Raw genomic sequence first — 24,041 nt, 5'->3', positions numbered from 1 at the left:
CCTTCGAAACCGAGCGGTCTACGGGAAGATATGCCACCGGTTACCAATAGGCGAGGCGATTAGGCTGGAGTTCTCGCGCTCGGCAGCACGAAGGCGGCGGGCGGCCGCGCCCGCCGGTCAAACGCGGCGGCGCAGACAGAGCCCCGAAAGGGACTGACCCGGTTGTAGCGGCAGCCGACGGAACAGCGCCCCTCGCCCTGAGGCTTGAAGGCCAGAGGCGCCCGATCCTGCAAAGCCCCGTCGACGAAACTGCTGTAGAGGCCGTCGCCGAAGGTCTGGGCCACATGGAACCAACGCCCGACCGGGAACCGCTTGGCCTCGGTGATCAGAGTGTGGCTATAGCCCGGCCCCTTGGCGAAGGCGTCCAGCCACCATTCGCCGTCGCGGGTGCGGATCTCGAACAGGATGCGGGTGTCCGTCGGCGTTCCATCGGGCCCGATCTCCTGAAGATGGAACCACCGCTGCTCGAACGCGCCGCCCTCGGGTCGAAACAGGGCCTCGAAGGTGAATGCGGTCGCACCCGCGAGCGGATGGGTATCCAGAAACAGGGCGTCGTTCTGGCCGTCGAAGCGCACCCCATTTCCCCAAGGCGTCTCCACCAGGGCCGGCGCGCCCTCGACATGCAGAGCAAGCCCATCGACCTGGCGCAGATTGTCGAAGGTCCAGACCCGCGCACCGTCTCGAGCGCCGTTTAGCGATACGGCGGCGCCTCCCATCGTCGCGCATCCTCCCGCCGCGAGGCCCAGACCGGCGGCGGCGGCGCGCCTCGTGATCATTCCGTCTCTCCAGGCAGGGGAAGGAGGGCGCCGCGTGAACGGCGCCCGGGCAATCAGAACCGGTAACGCGCGCCCACATAGAGCTGACGACCGGTGTGGTGATAGACATAGGTGCTGTCGCGCGACTCTCCGAGATCGCCATGGTTCTGGCGGTTCTCCTCGTCCGTCAGATTCAACCCCTCCACCGACAGGCTCAGATTGTCAGTGAGATTGTAGGAGGCCGAGGCGTCGATCGTCGTCGTTTCCGACTTGCCCTGGAAGGGGATCAAGCCGGCGCCGCCGTTCGAGCCGGGAACGTTCTGATAATAGCCGTCGCGATAGGCGGCCGAAATCCGGGCGCTCAGCTTGCCGTCATCATAATACAGGGTCGCGTTCCAGGCCTCGGGCGACAGGTTGACCAGGTCCTCGGTCGCGATGACCTGACAAGTTGGCGTGGTGCAATAGTCGATCTGGGACTCGACATGGGTGTAGTTCAAGAGCGTGCCCAGGTTCGCGAATGGACCCGGCAGGAAGCTGAAGGTCTGCTGATAGCTGATTTCGAACCCCTTCAAGGGGCCGCCTTCGGTATTATTGGGCGTGCTGAACGCAAACGAAAGGGCCGCGTCGCGCGCTCCGGCCGGGAAGGCGATCGGGTTCAGAGCCGTGAGTTGCGCATAGGTCAGATCTTCACGCGTCGTCTGCACGAAGGTCGAGATGTCCTTGTAGAAATAGGCGAAGGACAGCAGAGCCTCGGGCGCGAAATAGTATTCGATGGACAGATCGTATGTCTTGGCGCGGTAGGGCTCCAACTCGACATTGCCCAGTGACGCCGTGTTGTTGGCGGCATTGGCCGCGCTCAACGTAAAGACCGGAACAAGGCTGGTGACCGGCGGTCGCGACATGACCTTGGCCGCGCCGAAGCGCACGATCAGGTCCTCCATCGGCTCGATCGCGAGGTTCAGCGACGGCAGGGTGTCGTCATACTCGTTCTCGCCCGTCACCGGGGTCGCGACGCCGCCGACGTTGGAATAGCCCAGGGCTTCGACTTCCGTCTTCACCTGACGCACGCCGATGTTGCCGCGGAAGGGCAGGCCCATCAGTTCAGTGTCCCAGTCAGCCTGAACGAACGCTCCGGTGTCGGTTTCCTTGACGTCGCGCCAGTTGCCATAGGTCGAGGTATTGCCGTTCAGACCGATCAACCGGAAATCGCCGCCCGCAACCCCGGTGTCGCAGTTGCACTGGTAGTTCCAGACGTCCTGCAGCGCGGCGAGATCCGGCCGAACCCACGAGGTCGCCGAACCGGCCGGCAGATCAAGATTGCGACCAAAACCTTCCAGCATATTGGTGACGTCGGCCACGGAGACGCCCGCCGGCAGGTTCGGCGAGCCGTTGGCCAGGCGCGCAAATGCGGTGCTGCTGGACTCATATTCCTTACGGCTGACGCCGGCCTTCAGGGTCAGCCAGTCATTTACCTCCAACGTGAACGCCGTTTCGCTCGTCGTATAGACGTTCTCCTGGAAGTTGGAGCTGGCGCGCAGCTCTGAACGGGGCTGAGCGCCGGTCGGCCCCACGACCGACCACTGCGCCGGGTCGGTGACATCGAAGCCCCAGTTGATGGCGGGCAGATTGCGGTTCTCGCGGAAGTCGTAGGAATAGCCGTCGACGTTCTGGCGATCGATGATCGCGCTGACCTGCACAGGATTGCCGAAGCTGGACTCTGCGCGACCGATCAGACCGTCGAAACGCAGCCGGTCGGAGAACTCATGCTCGACCGCAAACGTCATCTGCTTGAACTCTGTCTCCAGCACGTCGAACCGCTGCTCGCTGCGGATGTCCATGTCGTCGAGCCGAGCGTAGATCATCTCCCCCGTGTCGGGATCGATCTCGAAATCGACGATATCGACCTGAGGTTTGCCGCCCTGACTGGCGTTACGGCTCAGCGACCAGGCTTGAAGGAAGTTCTCGCTGCGGGTCGAATCCAGCTTCGAGTACAGCATATCCATGGTGAACAGGGTCGGTCCATTGCCTGGACGCGCCTGCAACGACAGGGTCGCGCCTAGGCGCTCCTGACCATGTTCCAAACTGCCGTAGCGCGGAATCCGGGGGTGGTAGGTGGTCGTAGGGCTGGGCAGGACGCTGGTGTTCTGGAAGCCGGAGTCGCCGCTCGCAGGCCCCCAGCGCACCGAACTGAAACCCTCTTCAAGGCTGTCGCGCTCGCTATAGGCGATGGAGAACAAGGCCCCGAGTTGGTCATCGGCCCAGGTGTTGGAGACCAGGGCCGCGAAGCGCGGGCTCCAGTCCTCGGACAGATCATTATAGCCGTACTGGCCCGAGATCGCGCCCTGGAACCCCATCTTGTCGAACGGACGGCTGGTTCTCAGGTCCACGGTCGCGCCCAGGGACCCCTCCTCGATCTCAGCCGAGGACGTCTTGCGCACAGTGATGTTGTTGAACAGTTCGGAGGCGAAGACATTGAAGTCAAAACCCCGGCCCCGGTTCACGCCGCCCGAGGAGTCTGTCGCCCCGGTCGAGGCCTGAGCTTCGATGCCGTTGATGCGGGTACGGGTAAACTCAGAGCTCAACCCGCGCACCGTCAGGCTGCGCCCTTCGCCTGCGTCCCGGTCGATGGAGACGCCGGGAATACGCTGGATCGACTCAGCCAGGTTGGTGTCGGGGAAGTCGGCGATGTCTTCAGCGGAAATCGCATCGACGACGCCAGCCTCGCGCCGCTTGATGTTCAGGGCGTTCTGAAGGCTGGCGCGGAAGCCGGTGACGACGATCTCGCCCACTTCGGCGGCCTCATCGGTTGCAGCCTGCCCCGTCCCGGCGGGCTGAGCGGCGGCGTCATGCGCCATGAGCGCCAGGGTCAAAGCGCCCAGCGATGCGGTGGTCGTCAGTGCGCAACGCACGAATTTGTGGCGTTGGTTCATTTTCAAATCTCCTCCCAGATCTGGCGCTCAGGGATCGTATCGTCCCCGTTTCACCGCCCGCTGCTGGCGGGCGACACCGGTGTCAGTTCTGGTTTGCCAGATTGCTGCTACCGGTGTCATAGAAGTTGTACGCACAGTTGCGGCCCCGTGGCAAGAACAAGGCGAACAGCTCGTCCGCCTGGATATCTTCAACGGACAAGCCGAAGCAAAACCAGATGACGACCAGCGCGACAGACAGCCGGCAAGGACAGGAGACGAAATGACCCAGGCGCAGAATGTCGAGACAACGGGCCGATCGCCCCTCGTGAACCGTCGCACGGCATTGGCGCTAGGGATGGCGACCGCCGCCCTTCCCGGCCCCGGCTTTGGCGCGGCAAGGACGGGCGATCCCCGCGCCCAGACGAAGGCCGGACCGGTTGTCGGCGTCCGCCAGCAAGCGATCAGCGTCTTCAAGGGCCTGAGGTACGGCGCGCCGACAAAGCGGTTTCAACCGCCCGAGCCGCCGACGCCGTGGCGCGCCCCCGTCCCGGCCGCCACATTCGGCGCCGCCAGCCCCCAGCGCGGCAGCGAACCGAACCAGAGCGAGGACTGTCTGTTCCTGAACGTCTGGACCCCGGCGACGGACGCCGGGCGACGACCGGTCATGGTCTATATCCACGGCGGCGCCTATGCGACCGGCTCGGGCAGTCATCCACTCTACGACGGCTCACGGCTGGCCGAGCACGGCGACGTGGTCGTGGTGACGCTGAACCATCGGCTGAACGTCTTCGGCTACGCCTATCTGGCGCGGCTGACGCCGGGGTTCGAAGATTCGGGCAATGTCGGTCAGATGGACCTGATCCTGGCCTTGCGCTGGGTACGGGACAATATCGCGGCCTTCGGAGGCGACCCCGACCGTGTGATGCTGTTCGGCCAGTCCGGCGGCGGGGCCAAGATCGCCACCCTGATGGCCACGCCGGCGGCCCAGGGCCTGTTCCACCGCGCCGCGACCATGAGCGGTCAGCAGGTCACCGCCTCCGGCCCCATCAACGCCACGACCCGCGCCACGGCCTGGCTGAAGGCCCTGGGCCTGACGCCGGATCGCGCGGCGGAAGCGGCGACGATGCCGATCGAGCGACTGCTGGAGGCCCAGACCACCGAAGACCCGATCCTGGGCTTCGGCGGTCTCTATTTCGGCCCGGTGCTCGATTTCCGCACCCTGCCCCGCCACCCCTTCTATCCCGACGCCGCGCCTCAAGGCCGTCCGATCCCCATGATCATCGGCAATACCCGCGAAGAGACCCTGGGGTTCATGGGCGACGATCCCAGGAACATCGGACTGACCTGGGACAGCCTGGCGGAGCGGCTGACGCCGGGCGTCATGCGGATCGACATCACGCCCGAGGCGGTGATCGCGGGCTATCGCGCCATGCACCCCGACTGGTCTCCGGACCAGGTGCTGATCGCCGCCACCACAGCCGGACGCTCCTGGCGCGGCGCGGTGATCGAGGCGGAAGAACGGGCCCGTGCGGGCGCGCCCGCCTGGGTGTACCAGATGGACTATCCGGGCACGATGCCGTCAGGCCGCAGGGGCGCCTTCCATACGGCCGACATCCCTCTGGTGTTCGACAATGTGACCTCGCCTGAGTCTCGCGTGAACGGCCCCGGCGCACAGACCGTGTCTGACGCGATGCGCCAGGCCTTCGTCGCCCTGGCGCGGGATGGCGATCCGAACCATTCCGGCCTGCCGCGCTGGGATCGATATGCTTTGCCCCGCCGCCAGACGATGCTGTTCGACGTCACCTCGCAGATGGCCGACGACCCGCGCGGCGACGAGCGCCAGTTCTTTTCGGCCATCCCCTATATCCAGCCCGGAACCTGAGCCGCCGACAACCCTAGGGTTCGAGCTCGATGTCCCAGTAGAGGTAGTCGAGCCAGCTCTGGTGCAGGTAGTGGGGTGGGAATCGCCGACCTGCCTCCTGCAGCTGCCAGGCGTTGGGGCGATAGGGCTCGCGGCGGATCGGCATCATGGCCTGGCGGGGAGTGCGGCCGCCCTTGGTCAGGTTGCAGGGACCGCAGGCGGCGACGATATTCTCCCAGGTCGTGCGGCCGCCGTGCGAGCGCGGAATGACGTGGTCGAAGGTCAGCTCGGTCGATTCCCCGCAATACTGACAGGCGAAACCGTCGCGCAGGAAGACGTTGAAGCGGGTGAAGGCGGGGCTGCGATCCTGATCGACATAGTTCTTCAGCGCGATGACGCTGGGCAGTTGCATCTCCATCGACGGAGAGCGGACCACCTTGTCATACAGCGACACCACGTCCACCCGGTCCTGATAGACCGCCTTGACCGCCTCCTCCCACGGCCAGAGCGACAGCGGGTAGTAGGACAGCGGCCGGAAGTCCGCGTTCAGAACCAGGGCGGGAAAGCCCGACGGCGGTCGGTGGAGGACCTGCATCAGGTCCTCCCGTTCGCGGCGGGGGGTATGGAAGCTACAGGATTGAAGACGCGTCTCCTTCCCTAAGTCCGAGGCGTTCAGCCTACGCCCGATTCGAAGACGCCGCCATGACGAAGAGACGACGAAACGGGCTCAATTTCGCTCGGGGAAGCCCGGCAGGGTCCAGCCCCAGCGCAGGGCGCCGGCCCGCAGCATGAAGCCTGCGAGGGCGGCGACGATGGCCGCTGGCCAGATCGGCGCCTCGGGGATCCGCAGGATGATATAGAGGGTCGCCGCCAGTATGGCCGCGGTGACATTGATCTCGCGCCGCAGCAGGATCGAGGGCTGGCCCGCCAGGATGTCGCGCACCACCCCGCCGAAACAGGCGGTCAGGGTGCCCATGACGATGCAGATCAGCGGATGGGCGCCGGCCGCCTCGGCCTTGGCCGCCCCCATGACGCCGTAGGCGCCCAGGCCGATCGCATCGAGCCACAGCAGGGCGCGGAATCGCCAGTCGCGCTGACCGATCAGCCAGATGGCGACGGCCGCCAGCAGACAGACGGCCATATATCGCCAATCCTGCACCCAGAAGACGGGCAGGCCCAGCAGCAGGTCGCGCAAGGTGCCGCCTCCGACCCCGGTGATGGCGGCGAAGAAGGCGAAGGTGATAACGTCGTGCTTTTCGCGTGCGGCGGCCAGGGCGCCGGTGGCCGCAAACACCGCCACCCCGGCGAAGTCGAGGGCGGCGAGCACGGTGCGGGGATCGCGCAGCGGCTCGGTAAGGGCAGGATCGAGGGGGGTCACGCGGTGAAGTCCTCCAGCGCGATCTCGCCACGCTTCACGCCGCCATACCATCCCCACAGCAGATGGGCGGCCACCCCGCGATGCGGACGCCAGATCTCGGCGCGGACATAGGCCTGTTTCTCGGTCGGGCGCTGTTCGGCGCGGTCGGCCCAGCGCATCGCCTCCTGCAGCGCCACGTCGCCGCCCGGAAAGACGTTCAGCCGGCCCTCGCAGAACATCAGATAGGTCTCCGCCGTCCACTTGCCGACGCCCTTGATCGCGGTCAGGGCGGCGACGGCGTCGTCGTCCGACAGGGTCTGCATATGGTCCAGATCGACGCGGCCCTCGACCTGCGCCAGGGCGATCTCGCGGCCGTATTTGGCCTTCTGGCCCGACAGACCAAAGGCGCGCAGGGCGTCGATGTCGTGGGCCAGCACGGCGTCCGGCGTCACCGTTCCGCCCAGTCCTTGAATGGTGCGCGCCCAGATCGAGGCGGCGGCGGCGACCGACACCTGTTGCTCGACGATCATGCGGAACAGGCCTTCGTAGCCGCCGGGTCGCAGCCGCCACTCGAACACGGGCGTCTGGGCGTGGGCGCGGGCCAGGGCAGGATCGGCGTCGGCCAGGGCCTGACGCGCGGTGGCGATGTCGGCTGTCGTGGGACGAGCGCTAAGACGGACGGTCGACACGATGATCTCTCCGATCTAGCGTCGCCACCATGCGTGACTTCGCCGACTTGCTCCAGCCGTTCGCTGTCGAACGCTTTATGACCGATCATCATGATCGCGCACCGCTTCACGTACCGGCGACGCAAGAAGCGGACAAGCGCAGGATGCTCGATTGGAACGGCTTCGCCCACCTTCTGAACCAAAGCCAGATATGGACGGCTTCGACGCTGAAACTGGTCCGAGATGGGGTTGGTATCCCACTTGAGGACTACTGCCGGGTCGTGCGGGGGCAATCGGGTGTGCAGACCCAGCCCGACCCCGCCAAGGTCGCCATCTTCATGGCCGAAGGGGCAAGCGTGGTGGCAGGCGACGTCCAGACGCTGACGCCGGCGCTGGCCGAGGTCTCCCAGATGCTGGGCGAACGCTTCGCCGCAGCGATCGGAGCCAACATCTACTGCTCCTTCAAAAACGTTCAGGCTTTCGACAGCCACTATGACCTGCACCACGTCTTCGTCATCCAGTTGGAAGGCGAGAAGCTGTGGCGCCTCTACGCCAACCGCGCCGACAATCCCGTCGACTTTCCGCCCGACACCCCGGAGACACGCGCCTGGCTGAAACAGAGCCGAGGCCCTGTGGCCCAGGAGGTTCGCATGCGTCCGGGCGACCTGCTCTACCTTCCACGCGGTTGGTATCATGACGCAATCGCCGTCGAAGGCCCGTCGTTACATGTGACCTTCTCCGTTACGCCGCTATATGGCCGCATCCTGTTCGGCCTGCTGGAACAGGCCGCGCTGCAGGACCGGTCGTTCCGGGAATATTTCGCGCCCTCGCGAGATGAGGTTCAGCTCAAGCAGCAGCTCAGCCGCCTTGGCGACCATCTGGCGCGACTGTGCGCCTCGGAAGCCTTCTTCGAAGAGATCGTCATGACGCAGGAGCGGTTGGTGTTGCGCCCTGGAGCGATCACACTGCCTCGGCCGACGCCGCTGACCATCTATCGAGCAGGACAGGGGCCCTGGCCGCGGTTTGACGGCCCGGTAGCCCACGCCATGGAATGGGCCGCGGCACAGAGTAGTTTCGCCCTTGAGCGGCTGGTCGCCCTGTTCGATTTCGTCGCTGCAGACGACATCCACGCTGCAATCGCTCAGGCGACTGCCAGCGGCGCCCTGGTGCGAGAGCCGGCACCTTGATCTCAGCCACCCGTTTCGCCCCCTCCCCCACCGGCCGCCTGCACAAGGGCCATGCCTTTTCGGTCCTGACCGCCTGGTCGGCGGCGAAGGCGGCGGGCGGGCGGTTCGTGCTGCGGATCGAGGACATCGATCCCACGCGCTGTCGACCAGAGTACGAGGCCGCCATTCTGGAGGATCTGGCATGGCTCGGGCTGGACTGGGATACGCCGGTTCGACGCCAGTCAGAGCATCTTGCGGATTACGCGGCGGTGATCGAAGCCCTGAGGGCGCGTGACCTGCTCTATCGATGTTTCCGTACCCGGAAAGAGATTCTCGACCAGATCGGCAATGCGCCGCATGGGGCAAGCGATGCGGTGCGGCCGGGGCCGCATTCGGCAGACGACGAAGCCCGACTTTTGGAAGAGGGACAGCCCTTCGCCTGGCGGCTGTCACTGGATCGGGCGCGGGAGGCTCTGGGCGAGGCGGCGTGGAGCGGGCTCCACTTCATCGAACAGGGTGCCTGTCCGAACGGAGAGACCGGCGTCGTGCCCGTCCGTCCGGATACGGCGGGGGACGTGGTCTTGGCGCGCAAGGATACGGGTGTGGCCTATCATCTGGCCGTGACCCATGACGACGCCCTGCAAGGCATCGACCACGTCATCCGCGGCGAAGACCTTTTCGAGGCGACCCATGTGCAACGGCTGCTTCAGGCGCTGATGGGTTGGCCGGCGCCTGTCTATCGCCACCACCGCCTGCTGACGGGGCCCGATGGGCGGCGCTACGCCAAGCGGGACCGGTCAGTGACCCTGGCGGAGCTGCGGGCGGGCGGGCTGACGGCCGAGGCCCTGCGCGCCGAGTTAGGCTTCAGTCGCGACGGCTGAACAGGCGCGAAGCGCCATAGCCGGTCAGGGCCGCCAGCACGACGCACAACAGGCCGTACAGCCAGGGGCGACGATGAGCGAACTCGTAGATGTCGCGCTCCAGCCCGACCTTCTCGACCGTCAGGGTCATGTTGGACACCGACCGGGGCTCGCCGTCCTGGAACAGCCAGACCTCGGCATAGTATTTCCCGGTGGGGGCGACGGTCGGCAGCTTGACCTCGGCCCGGAACAGGCCGCGATCCACGAACTCGACCCCGTCTGGGTCGGTATCGTAAAGGGCCGCCGCCTCCTTCAGCCGGATCACGGCGCGCCGCCAGTCCAGGTAGTCGTCGCCCAGACGGCTGACGACCACGTCGCGCACGCCGTAGCGGGTCACGGTCCCGGCCTCTTCCGGCGCGTCGATGCGCAGATGGTCCACCCCGACGCCCAGCCGACGCAGTTGGCCGAAATCGGCGATATCGGACAGGGGGCGGGTCGAGGCGGTCATGTAGAAGCCGGGCGCGCCTTCGAACAGGACCGGACGGCTGTTCAGCCAGACGCCCATGTTGCGGGTCTTCTTGACCAGGCGAACGGGGGCGTCTGGGCCGCGCACCACCACGACCACGTCGGCCGGCTGATCCGTCGGGTTGAAGACCGCGCCGTACAGGACGATGGAGGCGCCGGTGAAGCTGGAATCGACGCGCACCTGGGCGTCGGTGAGGGCGGCGGCGACGCGCAGTTCGCCGGTCGTGGCCTCGGACCGGTCCGGCGCGGGCGCTTCTATCGCGGGCGGAGGTGAGGGAAGCGCCAGCATCAGTCCGAGATCCCCGGCGCAAGCAGGAAGATGTCGCTAGGCCGGACGAACAGGTCGAGCCCCATCTGTATGCCGACCAGCAACACGATCAGCCCCAAGGCGGCGCGCAACTCCTCCGCCCGGAACCGGCCGGCGAACCGGGCGCCGATCTGGGCCCCGACCACCCCGCCCAGCAGCAGGATGGTGGACAGAAGGATGTCGACGGTCTGGTTGCGGCCAGCCTGGAGAATGGTGGTGATGGCCGTGGTGATGATGATCTGGAACAGGCTGGTGCCCACCACCGCCCCGGCCCGCATCCGCAGCACATAGAGCATGGCCGGCACCAGGATGAAGCCGCCGCCGACCCCCATGATGGCCGACAGGACGCCGGCGAAGACGCCCAGGCCGAACGGCGGCAGGGCGCTGATATAAAGGCCGGACTTGGGGAATTTCATCCGCAGCGGCAGGCCGTACAGCCACAGGGGCCGGCGTCGGTCCTTGCGCGGCGCCGGCTCGCCGCGTCGGCGACGCAGGATCTCGGTCAGGCTCTCGTGCAGCATCAGGGAGCCGATGACGCCGAGGAAGATCAGATAGGACAGGGCCACGACCAGATCGGCCTGGCCCAGAAGCCGCAGGTAGCGGAACAGTTCGACGCCCGCGATCGCGCCCCCGGCGCCGCCCGCGGCCATGACGCCGCCCATCTTGAAATCGACCGCGCCCTGGCCGGCGTAGCGGATGACGCCCGAGGTCGAGGAGGCGACCACGTGGCTGGCCTGGCTGGCGACGGCGACGGTGGGGGGAATGCCCATGAAGACCAGGATCGGCGCCATCAGGAAGCCGCCGCCGATGCCGAACAGGCCCGAGACGAACCCGACCACCGCCCCCAGAATCACCAGGGTCGGCCAGTTCACCGAAACTTCGGCGATCGGCAGATAGATGTCCAAAGGACGCGCCTTCGGCTGGAGCGGGACGGGAGACGCCGAGAGGCGCCGGGTGATCTTTAGCGACGCGGGCGACGCGCCGCCACCCGTACGCGCAAAGGTTTAAGATCTAACCCTAGGGCGCTAACCCTGAGCCTGCACCTGCTGGCGCACGAAGGCGTCGGCGGCGGTCCGGGCGGCGCGCTGGGCGGTGGCGGAGGCCGCAGGGCGAAGGCGGGTGACCGCCGCCTGGGCCTCGCTGTCGCCGTTGCGGGCGGCGATCATGTACCACTTGAGCGCCTCGGTGGGGTTCTTGGCCACGCCGTCTGCGCCGGTCTCATAGATGCGGGCCACATTGTACTGGCTGTCGGTCAGACCGCGCTCGGCCGCACGGAGCAGCCAGATCAGGCCCTCGGCCTGGTTGGCCACGCCGCCGTCGCCTTCGTAGAGTTGCATCCCATAGAGGTGCATGCCGCCGGGGTCGCCGGCCTCGGCCGCGCGACGGCCCCATTGGCGGCTTTCGGCCGGGTTGGCGGAGACGCCGTTGGCGCCGGTCAGATACAACTGGCCCAGATAGGTTTGGGCGGGGGCGTAACCGAGGTTGGCGGCGCGTTTCAGCTCTTCGACGCCCTCCATGTCGCCGCCTTCAATCCGGCCCACGGCGCGCTCGAACTCGGCGGCGCCGGCGTCGGCGGTCGGGACGGCGTCGGTCGGCGTGATCGCCATGGCGATCGGCGTGTCCGAAGTGGAGGTCGAGGTTGGGGCGGCGACCGTTCCCGTCAGGCCGGGCAGTTCGATGTCGGGCAGGCCCGATCCGTCGGCGATGGTCAGGAAGGCGTAGCCGCCGCCGGTCAGGGCCACGGCCGTCACCGAGGCGAGGAAGGCCTTCTTGACCGTCGATCCGTCTCGGGCGGCCTGTTTGTCCAGCCGTTCCTGCAGCTTGGACTTGCCGCCGCGCTTGGGCGCCAGGCCGAAGCCTTGGCGAGGCGGAGCCTCAGCCGGCAGGGCGGGCGTGATCATGGCCGCACGGGCGGCGTCGATGGTGCTGCGGGTCGAGGCGGCGCGACCGGCGGCGGCGGCGGCGCCCATGCTGGCCCGAATCCGGCGCGGATCGACGAACTCGGTCTCGCCGCGGAAGTCGTCGTCGCCGTCCGACATCGCCGGAGCAACCGGAGCGACGGTCTTGGCGACCGGCGCTTCAGGCGAAGCGGCGAACCCGCCCGCTGTGGCGTCCAGGGCGTCGTCGACGTCGGCGCCGCCGAAGCCGGCGAAGGGCTGGATGACGGGCTCGGGCTCGGGCTCAGGTTCGGGCGCGGCCGCAAACGTCTGCGGTTCAGGCGCCGGCTCTGGCCGGGCGGGTTCGGCCATGACGGCGGCGGAGGGCGCCGCCGGGAAGGGCGTGGCCATGGCCGCTTCGGGCGAGACCGGATCGACGGACCAGTCGTCGTCCGCGTCGAACGAGTCCTCGGGGAAGACCGTCGAGCGCCAGTCGCCCTCGACCGGGGCGGAGACCGAGGCCGTCATGGCGCGTTCGGCGACGGCGCGCCGCGTCGGCTCGGCCGGTTCGCTGTCGGGAATGTCCAGCGAGGCGTCGTCGCGGGATGCGGTCTGGCGTCGCGCATCCATGGTGTCGCGCGCCTCGGCCACCAGTCGGGCCGTGCGTTCCTCGCTGAGACGCATGCGCTCGGCCAGTTCGCCGGAGGCGCGGTCGTAGCGCTGCTCGATCTTCTCCGAGCTTTCCGACAGGCGGCGCGCGATGTCGTCCAGCGCCTGCTGCGAGCGACGCTCGGACTGGGAGATGCGGTCGCTGAGCTGGTCCGAGATACGGGTGATCTCGCCGCCCAGCTTCTCGAGCGCCAGGGCGTGGCGGTCGTCGCTGGCGGTCAGACGCTGGTCGACGCGATCGACGTGGCGGGCGAACTCCTGGTCCACGCGTTCAGCGTGGCGCGACAGGTCGGCCTCGACCTTGCGGCCGACCACGTCAGTAACGCTGCGGGTGATGACCTCGGCGCGGCCGACGGCCTCGCGCTCGACCGTCTGGACCCGGGTGTTCAGGTTCTGGGCAATCTTCAGGACCTCGCGGCCCATGGCCTCCAGCCCCTGGGCGCCCTTGATCTCGGAGGCGTTCAACTGGTCGCCGACGGTGCGGACCGCCTGTTCGATCCGGTCGATGCGGGCGCCGGTCTCGGCGGCGTCGAGACGTTGCATCATCTCGGCGCGGTTGTTCTCGATCTGGCGAGAGAGGGTCTCGGCCAGTTTCTCGAAGCGGGCGGAGTCGCGCACGCCCTCGGGTTCGACGCGGCCTTCGGCGGCGCGGAGCCGCTGGTCCAGTTCGGCGAAGGAGCGTTCGAGCGTCTTCAGCGCCTCGGTGGTGCGGCTCTGGGCCTGGTCGAGGCGCGCCCCGACCTGGGCCAGCAGGTCCGTGCCGACGCCGGGTCCGGCGGCCTTCTCGACCGCCTCCATCCGCTGACGCAGTTCAGAGACGCCGGAGCGCTGACGCTCCTCGATGTCGTAAAGACGACCGGCCAGGGCGCCGAGGGTCTGTTCGACCTTGCCGAAACTCTCCTGGACCTGAGGACCGGTGTCGCGTTCGAAGGTGCGCAGGCGGCGGTGGCCCTCGCGCAGTTCTTCGGAGATCTCGTCGAGACGGCGGGCCTGGCCCTTGGTCTGGGCGTCCTGACCGTCGAGGCGGCGCACCAGGCCGGACACGGCCTGATCCACGCCCTGGATCGCCACGGTCGAGCGGCGCTCGGCGGCCTCAAGACGGGCGGCGATGGCGTCGATGGAGGCGCTGATCCGCTGCCAGCCCTCGTCGCCGGCGTCATAGGCGTCGTCGAGACGGCGGCTGCGGCCGCGACGTTCGAAGGTTTCGGATGCGGCCGGACGACGCGGCAGGGTGGCGTACCCTTCGTCTTCGTCCTCCATGATCATGGAGTTCAGCCACTCGCCCAGGGTCATGCCCGAGCGGCGCGCAAGATCCTTGGCGACCTCGCGGGCCTTCGGATCAATACCCTTTACGCTCCAAGGCGCCGCTGCGCTCACTGATTCGGCTCCCGACCCATGGGAGGGAGGCTATAACGCCAATATCGAGGGTGTAAACGCATGGTTAACCGCTAGATGTTGCGGCGACTCGCCAGCCTGTGGACATCTCTGCATCAACCACGCCCGCTTCGCCTTGCATCCCCGCCGCGCCTGGGCCACCTGCGAGCCCATGAGCCTGACCACCACCCTGATCCTGCTGTGCGCCGCCCTGGCCGTCATGGTCTTCGCCGGCTGGCGCGGCGCGCGGCCGCCCGATCCATTCAAGGGACCGCGCATGGTCCCCTGGCGGTTCATCATGCTGGGCGCCGCCGCCCTGGCGATGCTGCTGCTGATCCATCTGGCCACCCTGTTCGGCGCCGAACGGCCGCCCTGGGTGTCCGCCCCCTGAGGGCGAGGAACGCCGCCGCCCCGTCCGACACGAAACGAGAAACGGCCCCTAAACAGGGTGACATGTGCCAGGCGCCATTTGCGCAAGCCAATGTTTCCAAGCGTCTTTTTTACGTCGCAAGTGGCACGGCGCCATCGGAGCACGGGTTCGGATGACGTCGAACTCCGAAAAATAGTCCAGGGGCCGATGGCGATGTCAAAGACCAGGTCAGGATCATAACCCGGCTTCCAACCCCGCCGTGTTGATCACGGTTTTTATTTTCAGGCCCCTGAAAAGACAGAACTTAGTTTCCAGAATTGGGATGGCTGGCGGCGGTTCGCTCCCCTATCGGGGCCGCCCGCTCCCGACCGGCCGCCCCGTCCAGGCGGTTCAGGAACCCGAGCGAGCCCGAGCGGTTGATCCTGCGAACCCCAGACAGGAGACGCACAATGGCCGACAAACTGACCCCCGCCGAGGCGGAAAAGGAATTCTGGAACAGCCTGAAAGAATCCAACACAGGCATGTTGGGCCTGGACCAGGCCGGATACCACCATCAGCCGATGACCGGTTTCGGCGAGCCTGAGACCGGGACGATCTGGTTCTTCAGCCGCAATGACACCGACTTCGCCCGCGACGTGGCGGTCGGCGGTCAGGACGGCATGTTCTGCTACCAGGCCAAGGACGGCAAGGTTCAGGCCTGTATCCACGGCGACCTGTCGATCGACCAGGACCGCGCCCGGATCGACAAATACTGGAACCCCGTCGTCGCCGCTTGGTACCCGGAGGGCAAGGACGACCCGCACCTGACCTTGATCCGCTTCGACGCCGAGGACGGCCGGGTCTGGGTCTCGGACAAGGGCGGGCTGGGCTTCGGCTATCAGGTGATGAAGGCCAATCTGACCAAGACCCAGCCGGACGTCGGCGGCGTGTCGGACGTGAACCTGCAATAGGATCGCCGGCCACGACTATCCCGTGGTTTGAAGGCTGCGGGATGCTTGATCTGAGATTACGCGCGCCAGACCGAGTCTGGCGCGCGTTTCCTTGTCCGGCTTGACCACAATTCCGCCCCTCTGGTTGCTTCAGCTGCAATCCAGGACATTGAGGGGTATCCAATGCTGGGTTTGCTGACCGCCGCCGCCATCGCGGCCTGTTCTCCGCCTGAAGGAACATCCACCCTGCTGGAGCGGCCGGAACGGGTGATCATGATCGGAGAACTTCACGGCACGGCCGAAGCTCCGCGGGCGGTCGGCGAGATCGCCTGCGCCGCCAGCGAGCAAGGGCCGGTCGTCGTCGCCCTGGAGTTGGAAGACACGCTTCAGCCCACGCTGGACGCCTTCATCGCCGCGCCGGACGACGCCGGCGCAGTAGAGACGCTGGAGGGCTCAACCCTGCTTAACCGCGCGGTGCAGGACGGGCGAACCAGCCAAGCCTTGCTGGATCTGCTGATGCGCGTTCGCGCGTTGAAAGCCTCCGGCCGCGATATCAGCCTGCACCTGTTCCAGCCCAGCAGCCTGTCCCGGGGCGAAGGTCTGGATCAGGCCTGGTACGAGTTGAACATGGGCTATCTGCTCAGCCGGGCGCGACAAACCCGGCCCGACGCGCGCGTTATCGGCCTGGCCGGCAATATCCACGCCCGCAAGACCGCCTTCGAAGACTATCCCGACTTGGGCGTTCCAGCCGCCGGGCACCTACCGACGCAGGAAACCCTGAGCCTCAGAGTTGTTGAACAAGGCGGATCATCTTGGCATTGCGCGCCAGAGGGGTGCGGGGAGCATCCCTCTATGGCGGTTTATGATCCCGATGCGCGCGGCGTCATTCTCGTCCCGCCAGAAGAAGGCGGCTTTGACGGGGTGCTGGCCCTGGGGCCGTGGACGGCGTCACCGCCCATGGACGTCAAGAGCGGTCGCTGATCAGGCGACCGTCTCGCGGCTGGCGGCCGAGGGCGTCCAGCTGTTCAGCGCCTGCTGGAACAGCCGGGCCGCCAGGGCGTCGCTCATCGGGGCGGCGGCGATGCGGGCCGCCTCGGAGGTTCTCAGATCCTCGATCTCGCGGCTGAGGAAGCTGACGCTGCCGGTGGGCCCTGAGGCCCTTTCAGCCAGATCCGCAGTGATCTGTTCGCGAGACGGCTGGGCGGGCGCCGTTTCCGGGCTCGGCGCACCGGTCTCCTCACTGCTTCTGTCCAGCATTCGCTCAATCTCGGCCTTCAGCTCGGGAGGAATCTCGGAAACCTGCGCCGGATCGATCACGAGGTGACGGCCGACGATGAAGTCGTCGACGGACAGCGGCTGATCCGTATCCACGCCGCGCCGGGTCATCAGGACACGGTCGGTCGCATAGCCGGCGTCATAGGCGGCCGCGCGGCGCAGATCCGCCGAAGCCTCGCGTTCCGACTTCGACACCAAACCGTCGCCGTCCATGTCGGTTTGGGCGAACCAGTCGGCAAGATATTCCTGATCGGAAATGGATTCCGACCCGGACTGGGCCTGGATTAGGGCGTTCAGGGTGTCGGCGCCGAAGGTATCGGCGGGCGTCATTTCGGCGCGGGTGACGCGACCGTCCGCATCGGCGTCGAAGGTTTCGAAAGCCTTTGAAACCTTGGTGTTTCCAGCATCGACGGCGCTGATTTCGTCGAGGGTCAGGGCGTCGTCGCCGTCGGTGTTCAGACGGTCGAACAGCTTCTGATAGAGCTGCTGCGTGAGGGTGGAACCCGCAGCGGATATAGTGGTCATGGCCTCAGCCTCCCCAAGCGCGACAAGCGTGACCGTAAGGAAGCAAGAGCCAGACCGCGCGACGCACGGTCTGGCGATCGTCAGATCGGGGTCAGCCCGCGAAACACCAGGCCAGGACCGCCTTCTGGGCGTGGATGCGGTTTTCGGCCTCGTCCCAGACCAGGGAGCGGGGGCCGTCGATGACGGCGTCGGTGACTTCCTCGCCCCGGTGGGCCGGCAGGCAGTGCAGGAAGACCGCGTCCGGGTCGGCGAGGTCCATCAGGGCCTCGTCCACCGAATAGGCCTCGAACGCCGCCAGGCGCGCCTCATAGTCCTGGTCGCCCATGGAGACCCAGGTGTCGGTGACGACGACGTCGGCGCCCTTGACCGCCTCACGCGGGTCGCTGGTCAGGGTCACCGCATTTCCGCCCTTGGCCAGGTCGCGCAGGTCGGGGTGGTATTCGGCCGGACAGGCGACGTTCAGGTGGAAGCCGAACTTGGGCGCCGCATGCATGAAGCTGTGGCAGACATTGTTGCCGTCGCCGACCCAGGCGATGGTCTTGCCCGAGACTGGGCCGCAATGCTCCTCGATCGTCTGCAGATCGGCCAGGATCTGGCACGGGTGCGACCGGTCGGTCAGGCCGTTGATCACCGGCACGGTCGAGACGCGGGCGAAGCGCTCGACGTCCTCGTGACTGTTGGCGCGGATCATGACGGCGTCGACCATGCGCGACAGGACCCGGGCCGTGTCCTCGACCGGCTCGCCCCGGCCCAACTGCATATCGGAAGCCGTGGCGATGATCGAGGCGCCGCCTAGCTGGCGGATGGCCGCGTCGAAGCTGAAGCGGGTCCGGGTCGAGTTCTTCTCGAAGATCATGGCCAGGACCCGGTCCTTGCCCGGCGCGTCGGCGTCGGGACGCCCCTGGGGCCAGCCCTTGCGGGCGGCCTTTCGGGCGTGGGCGTCGTCGAGGATGGACCGCAGATCGGCGGCGTCCAGCAGGTGGATGTCGAGGAAGTGGCGGACCATCAGGCCGCCCACTTCTCGCGGGCGACCTCGCAAGCGGCTTCGAACCGGACGATCAGTTCGCCGGCCTCTTCAAGCGTCAGGTTCAGCGGCGGCAGCAGACGCACGCAGTTATCGCCGCCGCCGGCAATCAGCAGCTGTTGCGTGTCGCGCGCCAGGGCCATGAACTCGCGATTGTTCGGGACCAGCTTGACCCCGATCAGCAGCCCCTTGCCGCGCACGTCGACGATGACGTCCGGGAAGCGCGACTGAAGCCCGACCAACTGCTGCTTCAGATAGCCGGCGATCTCGTTGACGTTGGCCAGCAACTCGGGCGTGTTGATCAGCGACAGGGCCTTCTGACCCACGGCCATGGCCAGGGGGTTGCCGCCGAAGGTCGAGCCGTGGACGCCGACCGTCATGCCCGAGGCCGCGCGGGCCGTGGCCAGACAGGCGCCGATGGGGAAGCCGCCGCCCAGGGCCTTGGCCACCGCCATGATGTCGGGCGACATGCCGGCCCATTCGTGGGCCCACAGCTTGCCGGTCCGGCCCATGCCGCACTGGACCTCGTCGAAGATGATCAGCACGCCGTGTTCGTCGCACAGCTCGCGCAGGCCACGCAGGCACTGTTCCGGCATGGCGCGGCAGCCGCCCTCGCCCTGGACCGGCTCGACGATGATGGCGGCGGTCGTGGGATTGGCGATGGCGGCCTTGATGGCCTCGTGATCGCCCCACTTCAGCTGGTGGAAGCCTTGCATGGCCGGGCCGAAGCCCTCGGTATAGCTGGGGTTGGCGGCGGCGTTGATCGCGCCATAGGTGCGGCCGTGGAAGGAGCCGTCAAAGCCGTAGATGTCGATCCGCTCGGGCGCGCCCTTGGCTGAATGATATTTGCGCGCCGTCTTCAGCGCGCACTCGACCGATTCCGTGCCCGAGTTGGTGAAGAAGACCACGTCGGCGAAGCTGCTCTCGCACAGGGCGTCGGCCAGGGCTTCCTGGCCCGGAATGCGGAAGATGTTGGACACGTGCCACAGCTTCTCGGCCTGGTCCTTGACCGCCTGGACCAGTTCGGGGTGGGCGTGGCCCAGGCCGTTGGTCGAGATGCCTGCGACGCAGTCCAGATACTCGGTCCCGTCGGTCGACCACAGGCGAGCGCCTCGGCCGCGTTCCACTTCCAGCGGCGCGCGATTGTAGACACCCATCAGATGGTTCGTGGACACGGGACTAAGACCTCCAAAAGCGATACGGCCCCGACGCGAGGCGCGACGGAGCCGGTTTCATAGGGACAGGCGTTGTCGGACGGGCGACGGTGTTAGTCAACACCGTCGCCATGGGCTTTCGTCAGGGCGCCGTTCGGTCCAGCCGCAGGGTCAGATCGGCGATGAACCGACCGAAACGGGCGACGTCCTCGCCGTTCAGGTACGACAGCTTGTCCTCGGGCGAATGGATGCGCTGGAAGACCGGAGGGACGAAGCCCTCCTTCAGGCCGTTGTCCTCGCCGCCGTTGAAGGCCAGCCACATCTGGTGGGCGCCGACGGCGTCCTGGGTTCCCAGGGAGACCACGGGCACGCCCGCCGCCGAGAAGACCCGGTCGTCGCTGGGCGGATAGACGGGGAAGGCGATGCAGTTCACGGCCTGCTCCGCGCACTGGCTGCGCAGGGCCGAGAGCACGAAGCCGGACTGGGCGCCGTTGTTCTCGCCGTACATGACGGTGCGGCCATAGGCGGCGACGTCGGCGTTGATCACGGCGTGGATGCGGCTCTTGTCATGGGCGTCAAGCCAGGCCTTGGCGCCGATCAGGCCCAGCTCCTCCTGGTCGGTCAGGACGAAGATCAGCCGGTGGCCGGTGGTCTGGCCCTTCAGCGTCTTCATCGCCTCGATCATGGCCAGGACCGAGCCGGCGTTGTCGACGATCCCCTGAGACATCGACCCGTCGCGCAGTTTCACCGCGTCATAGTGGGCGGTCAGGACGATGTCCTTGGGGCCGTCGCCCAGGGTGACGACGACGTTGGATCCGGCCATGGGGCCGGTGCGGGGATTGCCGCCCTCAAAGCTCTGGATTTCGTGCGGCAGGCCGGCGGCGGTCAGCTGATCAACGATCACAGCCATACGCTCGGCGTTCGTCGGCTTCACGAAGGCAGCGGCGGCGGTCTGGATCGCGGCGCCCGTATCCTGGGCTGTGGCCGGAACGGCGACAAGAAGCGCCGCAGCGGCGACAAATGAACGGAACAGCATGGCGGACCTCCCCAGGGTGATCCGCCAGAGTTAGCCGCCTAGCTCTTCAGACGCCAGCCCGAGCGGAACACGCGCCAGCAGACGACACCCATCACGACCATCAGCACGGCTGAGCCGATCACTCCGACGGTCAGATTGCTCTCGGCATGGCCGATGAAGCCGTAGCGGAAGCCGTCGATCAGATAGAAGAAGGGATTGTAGCGGCTGAGCGAGCGGAACGGCTCGGGCAGGTTTTCGACCAGATAGAAGGTGCCAGACAGGAAGGTCATCGGCATGACGATGAAGTTCTGAACTGCCGACAGATGGTCGAACTTCTCGCTCCACAGGCCCGCCAGCACCCCGGTCATGCCCATGATGAAACTGGCCGCCAGGGCGAACCAGACGATGGCGAAGATATTGGCGACTCCCAGCGGCGCGAACGGCAGGACGCACACGGCCGTGACCAGGCCGACCACCGCCCCGCGCGTCGCGGCGCCCAGGGTGAAGCCCAGGGTCAGCTCCAGCGGGCTGAGCGGCGGGGTCAGGAAGTCGGTGGCCGTGCCCATGATCTTGGCCTGGATCAGGCTGGACGACGCGTTGGCGAAGGCGTTGTTCAGCACCGCCATCATGATCAGGCCGGGCGCGACGAACAGGGCGAAGGGCGTGCCGTGCAGCGGCGGCCGGGCGTCCTGAAGCGCGACCACGAAGACCAGCATATAGAGCAGGGTCGTCACCACCGGCGCCGCCACCGTCTGAGCCCCGACCTTCCAGAACCGCCGCACCTCGCGCAGATACAGGGTCTGCACCCCGATCCAGTTGACCCCCGGATAACGCCGCGGCTGCGGCAGGCCGGCGGGGCGGGTAGCGATCAGGTCGGGCGTCTCGGTCATGGGCCGCCAGATGCGCTTTGGGGCCGGGCTTCGCAAGAGCGTGGTGACTCGTGATTGGTGAATCGTGACCTTCGCTGGCTCACGGTTCACACGTCATCCCCCCCCGGCTTAACCTTAACGAAGATTCAATATCTGGTTTCTGTGGACAGTGTGATTCGCACATCTTGCGTCTCTTAACGGCTGGTTTACGATTAGTGGTAGGTCAAGACCCCGGAGGGGGAGCCTGAACCTAGATATTGAATCCAAACTCGCTGGAGGGTGGCATGACCGCAGGCTGGACCGACGACCGCGTAGGCGCGCTTAAAAAGCTCTGGCTTGAGGGCCAGTCCGCGAGCCAGATCGCCAAACAATTAGGCGGCGGGGTCACCCGCAACGCCGTGATCGGCAAGGTGCACCGTCTGGGCCTGTCGGGCCGGGCCGCCCCGTCGCAGCCGGCGCGCACCGCCACGACCTTCCGCACCACCCGCCCGCGTCCGGCCGTGACCACGACCCAGGCGCCCCAGCCCTCGGCGCCGCGTCGCCTCGAGGCCGTCCAACCCAAGCCGGTTCAGCCGGCCGCCCCGGCGCCCGCTCCGATCCCGGATCTGCCGGGCACGGCCACGGTGATGACCCTGGGCGCGCACATGTGCAAATGGCCGATCGGCGACCCGTCGTCGCGCGAGTTCAGCTTCTGCGGCCGCCGCGCCTCGGAAGGCGTCTATTGCGTCGAACACGCCCGCGTCGCCTACCAGCCGCAAGTCCGTCGCGGCAGCAAGGAAAGCGGTTCGGACCTGGCCCGCAGCCTGCGGCGTTACATTTGAGGGCGCTACGCTCACGACGCGGTCGCTCGCTGCTTGAGCGCCGCGCTTCGCGCGGGTTCATCCCCGCGTCACAGATGCTCTTTAGGGAGCCGACTTCCCCCTCGCCGGCCTGCGCAAGCGGCCGGCGAGACTTCAGGGGGCGGGGCTGCGGTTCATCCGGGTTGACGCAGCCCCATCCGCTTTTCGATCAGTTCAGCACCCGCCGCGCATCGGGCGTATCCAGCGAGAAGGCCGGGATTTCCGCCTCGAAACTGCGGCCGTCCGCGTCCGTCATATAATAGGCGCCGACCATCGACCCGCTGTCGGTCGGCAGCGGGCAGCCCGAGGCGTAGGCATAGCTGCCGCCCGGTTCGATCACCGGCTGTTCGCCGACCACGCCCGGCCCGCGCACCTCTTCGACATGGCCGTGGCCGTCGGTGATGGTCCAGCGGCGCGCCATCAGTTGCACCGTCGATCCGCTGAGGTTCACGATCTCGACCTGATAGGCCCAGACCCAGCGGCCCTCGTCAGGATCCGACTGGCCCGCCAGATAGCTGGGCCGGACCCGGATCAGGATGCCGTTCGTTTCGGCGGTATAGGCAGGACCATCGTGCATGGGCTATATGCTCGCCCCGCCGCGCGCGGGCTGCAAGCGCGACTTGGAGACAAGTCGCGAAAACCGTGTGAGACAGACGCCATGAGCTCCTTCCAAGCGCCCCGTCCCGGCATCCTGCCCGCCCAGTCCATTGAGACGTTGATCGCCACAGGCGCCATCACGTCGGACACAGAATTCGATCACGACCAGGTCCAGCCCGCCAGTCTGGACCTGCGCCTGTCGGACCAGGCCTGGCGCGTCCGCGCCTCCTTCCTGCCCGGCCGTCGCAAGGTCGAGGAACGGATCGCCGATGTGGCCATGCACGCCATCGAGATCACCGACGCCGGCGTCGTGCTCGAAAAGGGCTGCGTCTATATCGTGCGCCTTCAAGAGCGGCTCAAACTGCCCCAGGGCCTGATCGCCCGCGCCAATCCCAAGAGCTCGACCGGCCGGGTCGATGTCTTCGTGCGCCTGCTGACCGATCAGGGCGCCAGTTTCGACGATGTGGCCGAAGGCTATGACGGCCCACTCTATATGGAGGTCGCGCCCCAGACCTTCTCCATCCTGGTCCGCCCCGGCACCCGTCTGAACCAGCTGCGGCTCAAGGCCGGCGATCCGCCCAAGCTGGAGACCCGCAGCGTCGGCGTCGATCTGCAAGGCGGCGACATCGTCGGCTTCCGCGGGCGTCGCCATGCCGGGGTGGTCGATCTGGACCATATCGACGGCCACGACCCGCGCGATTTCTGGGAGCCGCTGACGCTGCGGCGTGGCGAACTGCTGCTGGATCCGGGCGAGTTCTATATCCTGGCCTCGTCCGACGACGTCGAGATCCCGGTCGATCAGGCCGCCGAAATGACCCCCATCGACCCGTCGGTGGGCGAGTTCCGCGTCCACTACGCCGGCTTCTTCGACCCCGGCTTCGGTACGGACGAGGCGCATGGCGCCGGCTCCAAGGGCGTGCTGGAGGTCCGCACCCACGACACCCCCTTCCTGCTGGAACACGGCCAGATCGTCGCCCGCCTGGTCTACGAACCCCTGACCGAACGGCCCAGCCGCCTGTATGGCGAGAGCGGCAGTCACTATCAGAACCAGGGCCTTAAGCTGTCGAAGCATTTCAGGGTGTGGTGAGCCACAAACCTCTCCCTCCCCCTGCGGGG

General features: G+C 67.0%; 22 protein-coding genes. 8 read left to right on the top strand and 14 right to left on the bottom strand.

Annotated elements, in window-relative coordinates; all coding sequences use genetic code 11:
- Positions 1-59: 59 nt before the first annotated feature.
- Complete coding sequence (locus ACW170_RS07310; protein ID WP_492088980.1) at positions 60-776, bottom strand: LamG-like jellyroll fold domain-containing protein; 717 nt, start codon at positions 774-776, stop codon at positions 60-62.
- A gap of 53 nt (positions 777-829) precedes the next feature.
- A complete protein-coding gene (locus ACW170_RS07305; RefSeq protein ID WP_492088979.1) occupies positions 830-3,685 on the bottom strand; it encodes a TonB-dependent receptor in 2,856 nt (951 codons plus the stop codon).
- Positions 3,686-3,944: 259 nt separating this feature from the next.
- Between ACW170_RS07305 and ACW170_RS07300 the strand changes: the two genes are divergently transcribed.
- Positions 3,945-5,546 (top strand): carboxylesterase/lipase family protein, encoded by a 1,602-nt coding sequence (locus ACW170_RS07300; protein WP_492088978.1) that lies wholly within the window; start codon positions 3,945-3,947, stop codon positions 5,544-5,546.
- 13 nt (positions 5,547-5,559) lie between these two features.
- Here ACW170_RS07300 and ACW170_RS07295 read toward each other — a convergent pair whose 3' ends face one another.
- From ACW170_RS07295 to ACW170_RS07285, 3 genes are all read right to left on the bottom strand, one after another.
- Positions 5,560-6,120: an HNH endonuclease gene (locus tag ACW170_RS07295; RefSeq protein ID WP_008264308.1), complete on the bottom strand. Its 561-nt coding sequence runs from the start codon at positions 6,118-6,120 to the stop codon at positions 5,560-5,562.
- A gap of 132 nt (positions 6,121-6,252) precedes the next feature.
- The gene (locus ACW170_RS07290) at positions 6,253-6,903 is read right to left on the bottom strand and encodes a trimeric intracellular cation channel family protein (RefSeq protein WP_492088977.1); all 651 of its coding nucleotides are present in this window, start codon (positions 6,901-6,903) and stop codon (positions 6,253-6,255) included.
- The gene (locus ACW170_RS07285) at positions 6,900-7,571 is read right to left on the bottom strand and encodes a DNA-3-methyladenine glycosylase family protein (protein WP_492088976.1); all 672 of its coding nucleotides are present in this window, start codon (positions 7,569-7,571) and stop codon (positions 6,900-6,902) included. Before ACW170_RS07285 ends, ACW170_RS07290 begins: the two co-directional genes overlap by 4 nt.
- A gap of 29 nt (positions 7,572-7,600) precedes the next feature.
- Here ACW170_RS07285 and ACW170_RS07280 point away from each other — a divergent pair, with 29 nt between their 5' ends.
- Positions 7,601-8,737, top strand: coding sequence for a JmjC domain-containing protein (locus ACW170_RS07280; protein WP_492088975.1), 1,137 nt, complete (start codon positions 7,601-7,603; stop codon positions 8,735-8,737).
- Entirely contained in the window at positions 8,734-9,597 is an 864-nt protein-coding gene (gene gluQRS / locus ACW170_RS07275) for a tRNA glutamyl-Q(34) synthetase GluQRS (RefSeq protein WP_492088974.1), read from the top strand. Before ACW170_RS07280 ends, gluQRS begins: the two co-directional genes overlap by 4 nt.
- Here gluQRS and ACW170_RS07270 read toward each other — a convergent pair.
- The 3 genes from ACW170_RS07270 to ACW170_RS07260 form a co-directional block, all read right to left on the bottom strand.
- Positions 9,581-10,390, bottom strand: coding sequence for a TIGR02186 family protein (locus tag ACW170_RS07270; protein ID WP_492088973.1), 810 nt, complete (start codon positions 10,388-10,390; stop codon positions 9,581-9,583). The genes gluQRS and ACW170_RS07270 overlap by 17 nt on opposite strands.
- Entirely contained in the window at positions 10,390-11,313 is a 924-nt protein-coding gene (locus tag ACW170_RS07265) for a sulfite exporter TauE/SafE family protein (RefSeq protein WP_492088972.1), read from the bottom strand. Before ACW170_RS07265 ends, ACW170_RS07270 begins: the two co-directional genes overlap by 1 nt.
- Before the next feature lie 120 nt (positions 11,314-11,433).
- A complete protein-coding gene (locus ACW170_RS07260) occupies positions 11,434-14,331 on the bottom strand; it encodes an SEL1-like repeat protein (protein ID WP_492088971.1) in 2,898 nt (965 codons plus the stop codon).
- Positions 14,332-14,500: 169 nt separating this feature from the next.
- Between ACW170_RS07260 and ACW170_RS07255 the strand changes: the two genes are divergently transcribed.
- The 3 genes from ACW170_RS07255 (at position 14,501) to ACW170_RS07245 (ending at position 16,608) form a co-directional block, all read left to right on the top strand.
- Positions 14,501-14,719 (top strand): hypothetical protein, encoded by a 219-nt coding sequence (locus tag ACW170_RS07255; protein WP_492088970.1) that lies wholly within the window; start codon positions 14,501-14,503, stop codon positions 14,717-14,719.
- A gap of 428 nt (positions 14,720-15,147) precedes the next feature.
- Positions 15,148-15,648 (top strand): pyridoxamine 5'-phosphate oxidase family protein, encoded by a 501-nt coding sequence (locus tag ACW170_RS07250; protein ID WP_492088969.1) that lies wholly within the window; start codon positions 15,148-15,150, stop codon positions 15,646-15,648.
- Positions 15,649-15,810: 162 nt separating this feature from the next.
- On the top strand, positions 15,811-16,608 hold the full coding sequence (locus tag ACW170_RS07245) for a hypothetical protein (protein WP_492088968.1): 798 nt from the start codon (positions 15,811-15,813) through the stop codon (positions 16,606-16,608).
- Here the strand turns inward: ACW170_RS07245 and ACW170_RS07240 are convergent, their stop codons facing one another.
- From ACW170_RS07240 to ACW170_RS07220, 5 genes are all read right to left on the bottom strand, one after another.
- Positions 16,609-17,427, bottom strand: a complete 819-nt coding sequence (locus ACW170_RS07240; protein WP_492088967.1) for an EF-hand domain-containing protein — start codon at positions 17,425-17,427, stop codon at positions 16,609-16,611. It lies immediately after the preceding gene.
- Positions 17,428-17,518: 91 nt separating this feature from the next.
- Positions 17,519-18,433 carry an ornithine carbamoyltransferase gene (argF, locus tag ACW170_RS07235; protein ID WP_492088966.1) on the bottom strand — a complete coding sequence of 305 codons (915 nt, stop codon included), beginning with the start codon at positions 18,431-18,433 and terminating at the stop codon, positions 17,519-17,521.
- A complete protein-coding gene (locus tag ACW170_RS07230; protein WP_492089153.1) occupies positions 18,433-19,608 on the bottom strand; it encodes an aspartate aminotransferase family protein in 1,176 nt (391 codons plus the stop codon). The genes argF and ACW170_RS07230 overlap by 1 nt, the downstream gene beginning before the upstream one ends.
- A gap of 139 nt (positions 19,609-19,747) precedes the next feature.
- Positions 19,748-20,641, bottom strand: coding sequence for a M28 family metallopeptidase (locus tag ACW170_RS07225; protein WP_492088965.1), 894 nt, complete (start codon positions 20,639-20,641; stop codon positions 19,748-19,750).
- 38 nt (positions 20,642-20,679) lie between these two features.
- The gene (locus tag ACW170_RS07220) at positions 20,680-21,510 is read right to left on the bottom strand and encodes an ABC transporter permease (protein ID WP_492088964.1); all 831 of its coding nucleotides are present in this window, start codon (positions 21,508-21,510) and stop codon (positions 20,680-20,682) included.
- A gap of 263 nt (positions 21,511-21,773) precedes the next feature.
- Here ACW170_RS07220 and gcrA point away from each other — a divergent pair, with 263 nt between their 5' ends.
- On the top strand, positions 21,774-22,310 hold the full coding sequence (gene gcrA / locus ACW170_RS07215) for a cell cycle sigma 70 cofactor GcrA (RefSeq protein WP_492088963.1): 537 nt from the start codon (positions 21,774-21,776) through the stop codon (positions 22,308-22,310).
- 187 nt (positions 22,311-22,497) lie between these two features.
- Here gcrA and apaG read toward each other — a convergent pair whose 3' ends face one another.
- On the bottom strand, positions 22,498-22,905 hold the full coding sequence (gene apaG / locus ACW170_RS07210; RefSeq protein WP_492088962.1) for a Co2+/Mg2+ efflux protein ApaG: 408 nt from the start codon (positions 22,903-22,905) through the stop codon (positions 22,498-22,500).
- An 81-nt stretch (positions 22,906-22,986) separates the two neighbouring features.
- On the opposite strand from apaG, the gene ACW170_RS07205 reads away from it, so the two are divergent.
- The gene (locus ACW170_RS07205) at positions 22,987-24,012 is read left to right on the top strand and encodes a 2'-deoxycytidine 5'-triphosphate deaminase (RefSeq protein ID WP_492088961.1); all 1,026 of its coding nucleotides are present in this window, start codon (positions 22,987-22,989) and stop codon (positions 24,010-24,012) included.
- The last annotated feature ends 29 nt before the right edge of the window (positions 24,013-24,041 follow it).

Source organism: Brevundimonas sp. FV2ps16, assembly GCF_058681075.1.
This window is presented reverse-complemented; position numbering and strand designations above follow the sequence as displayed.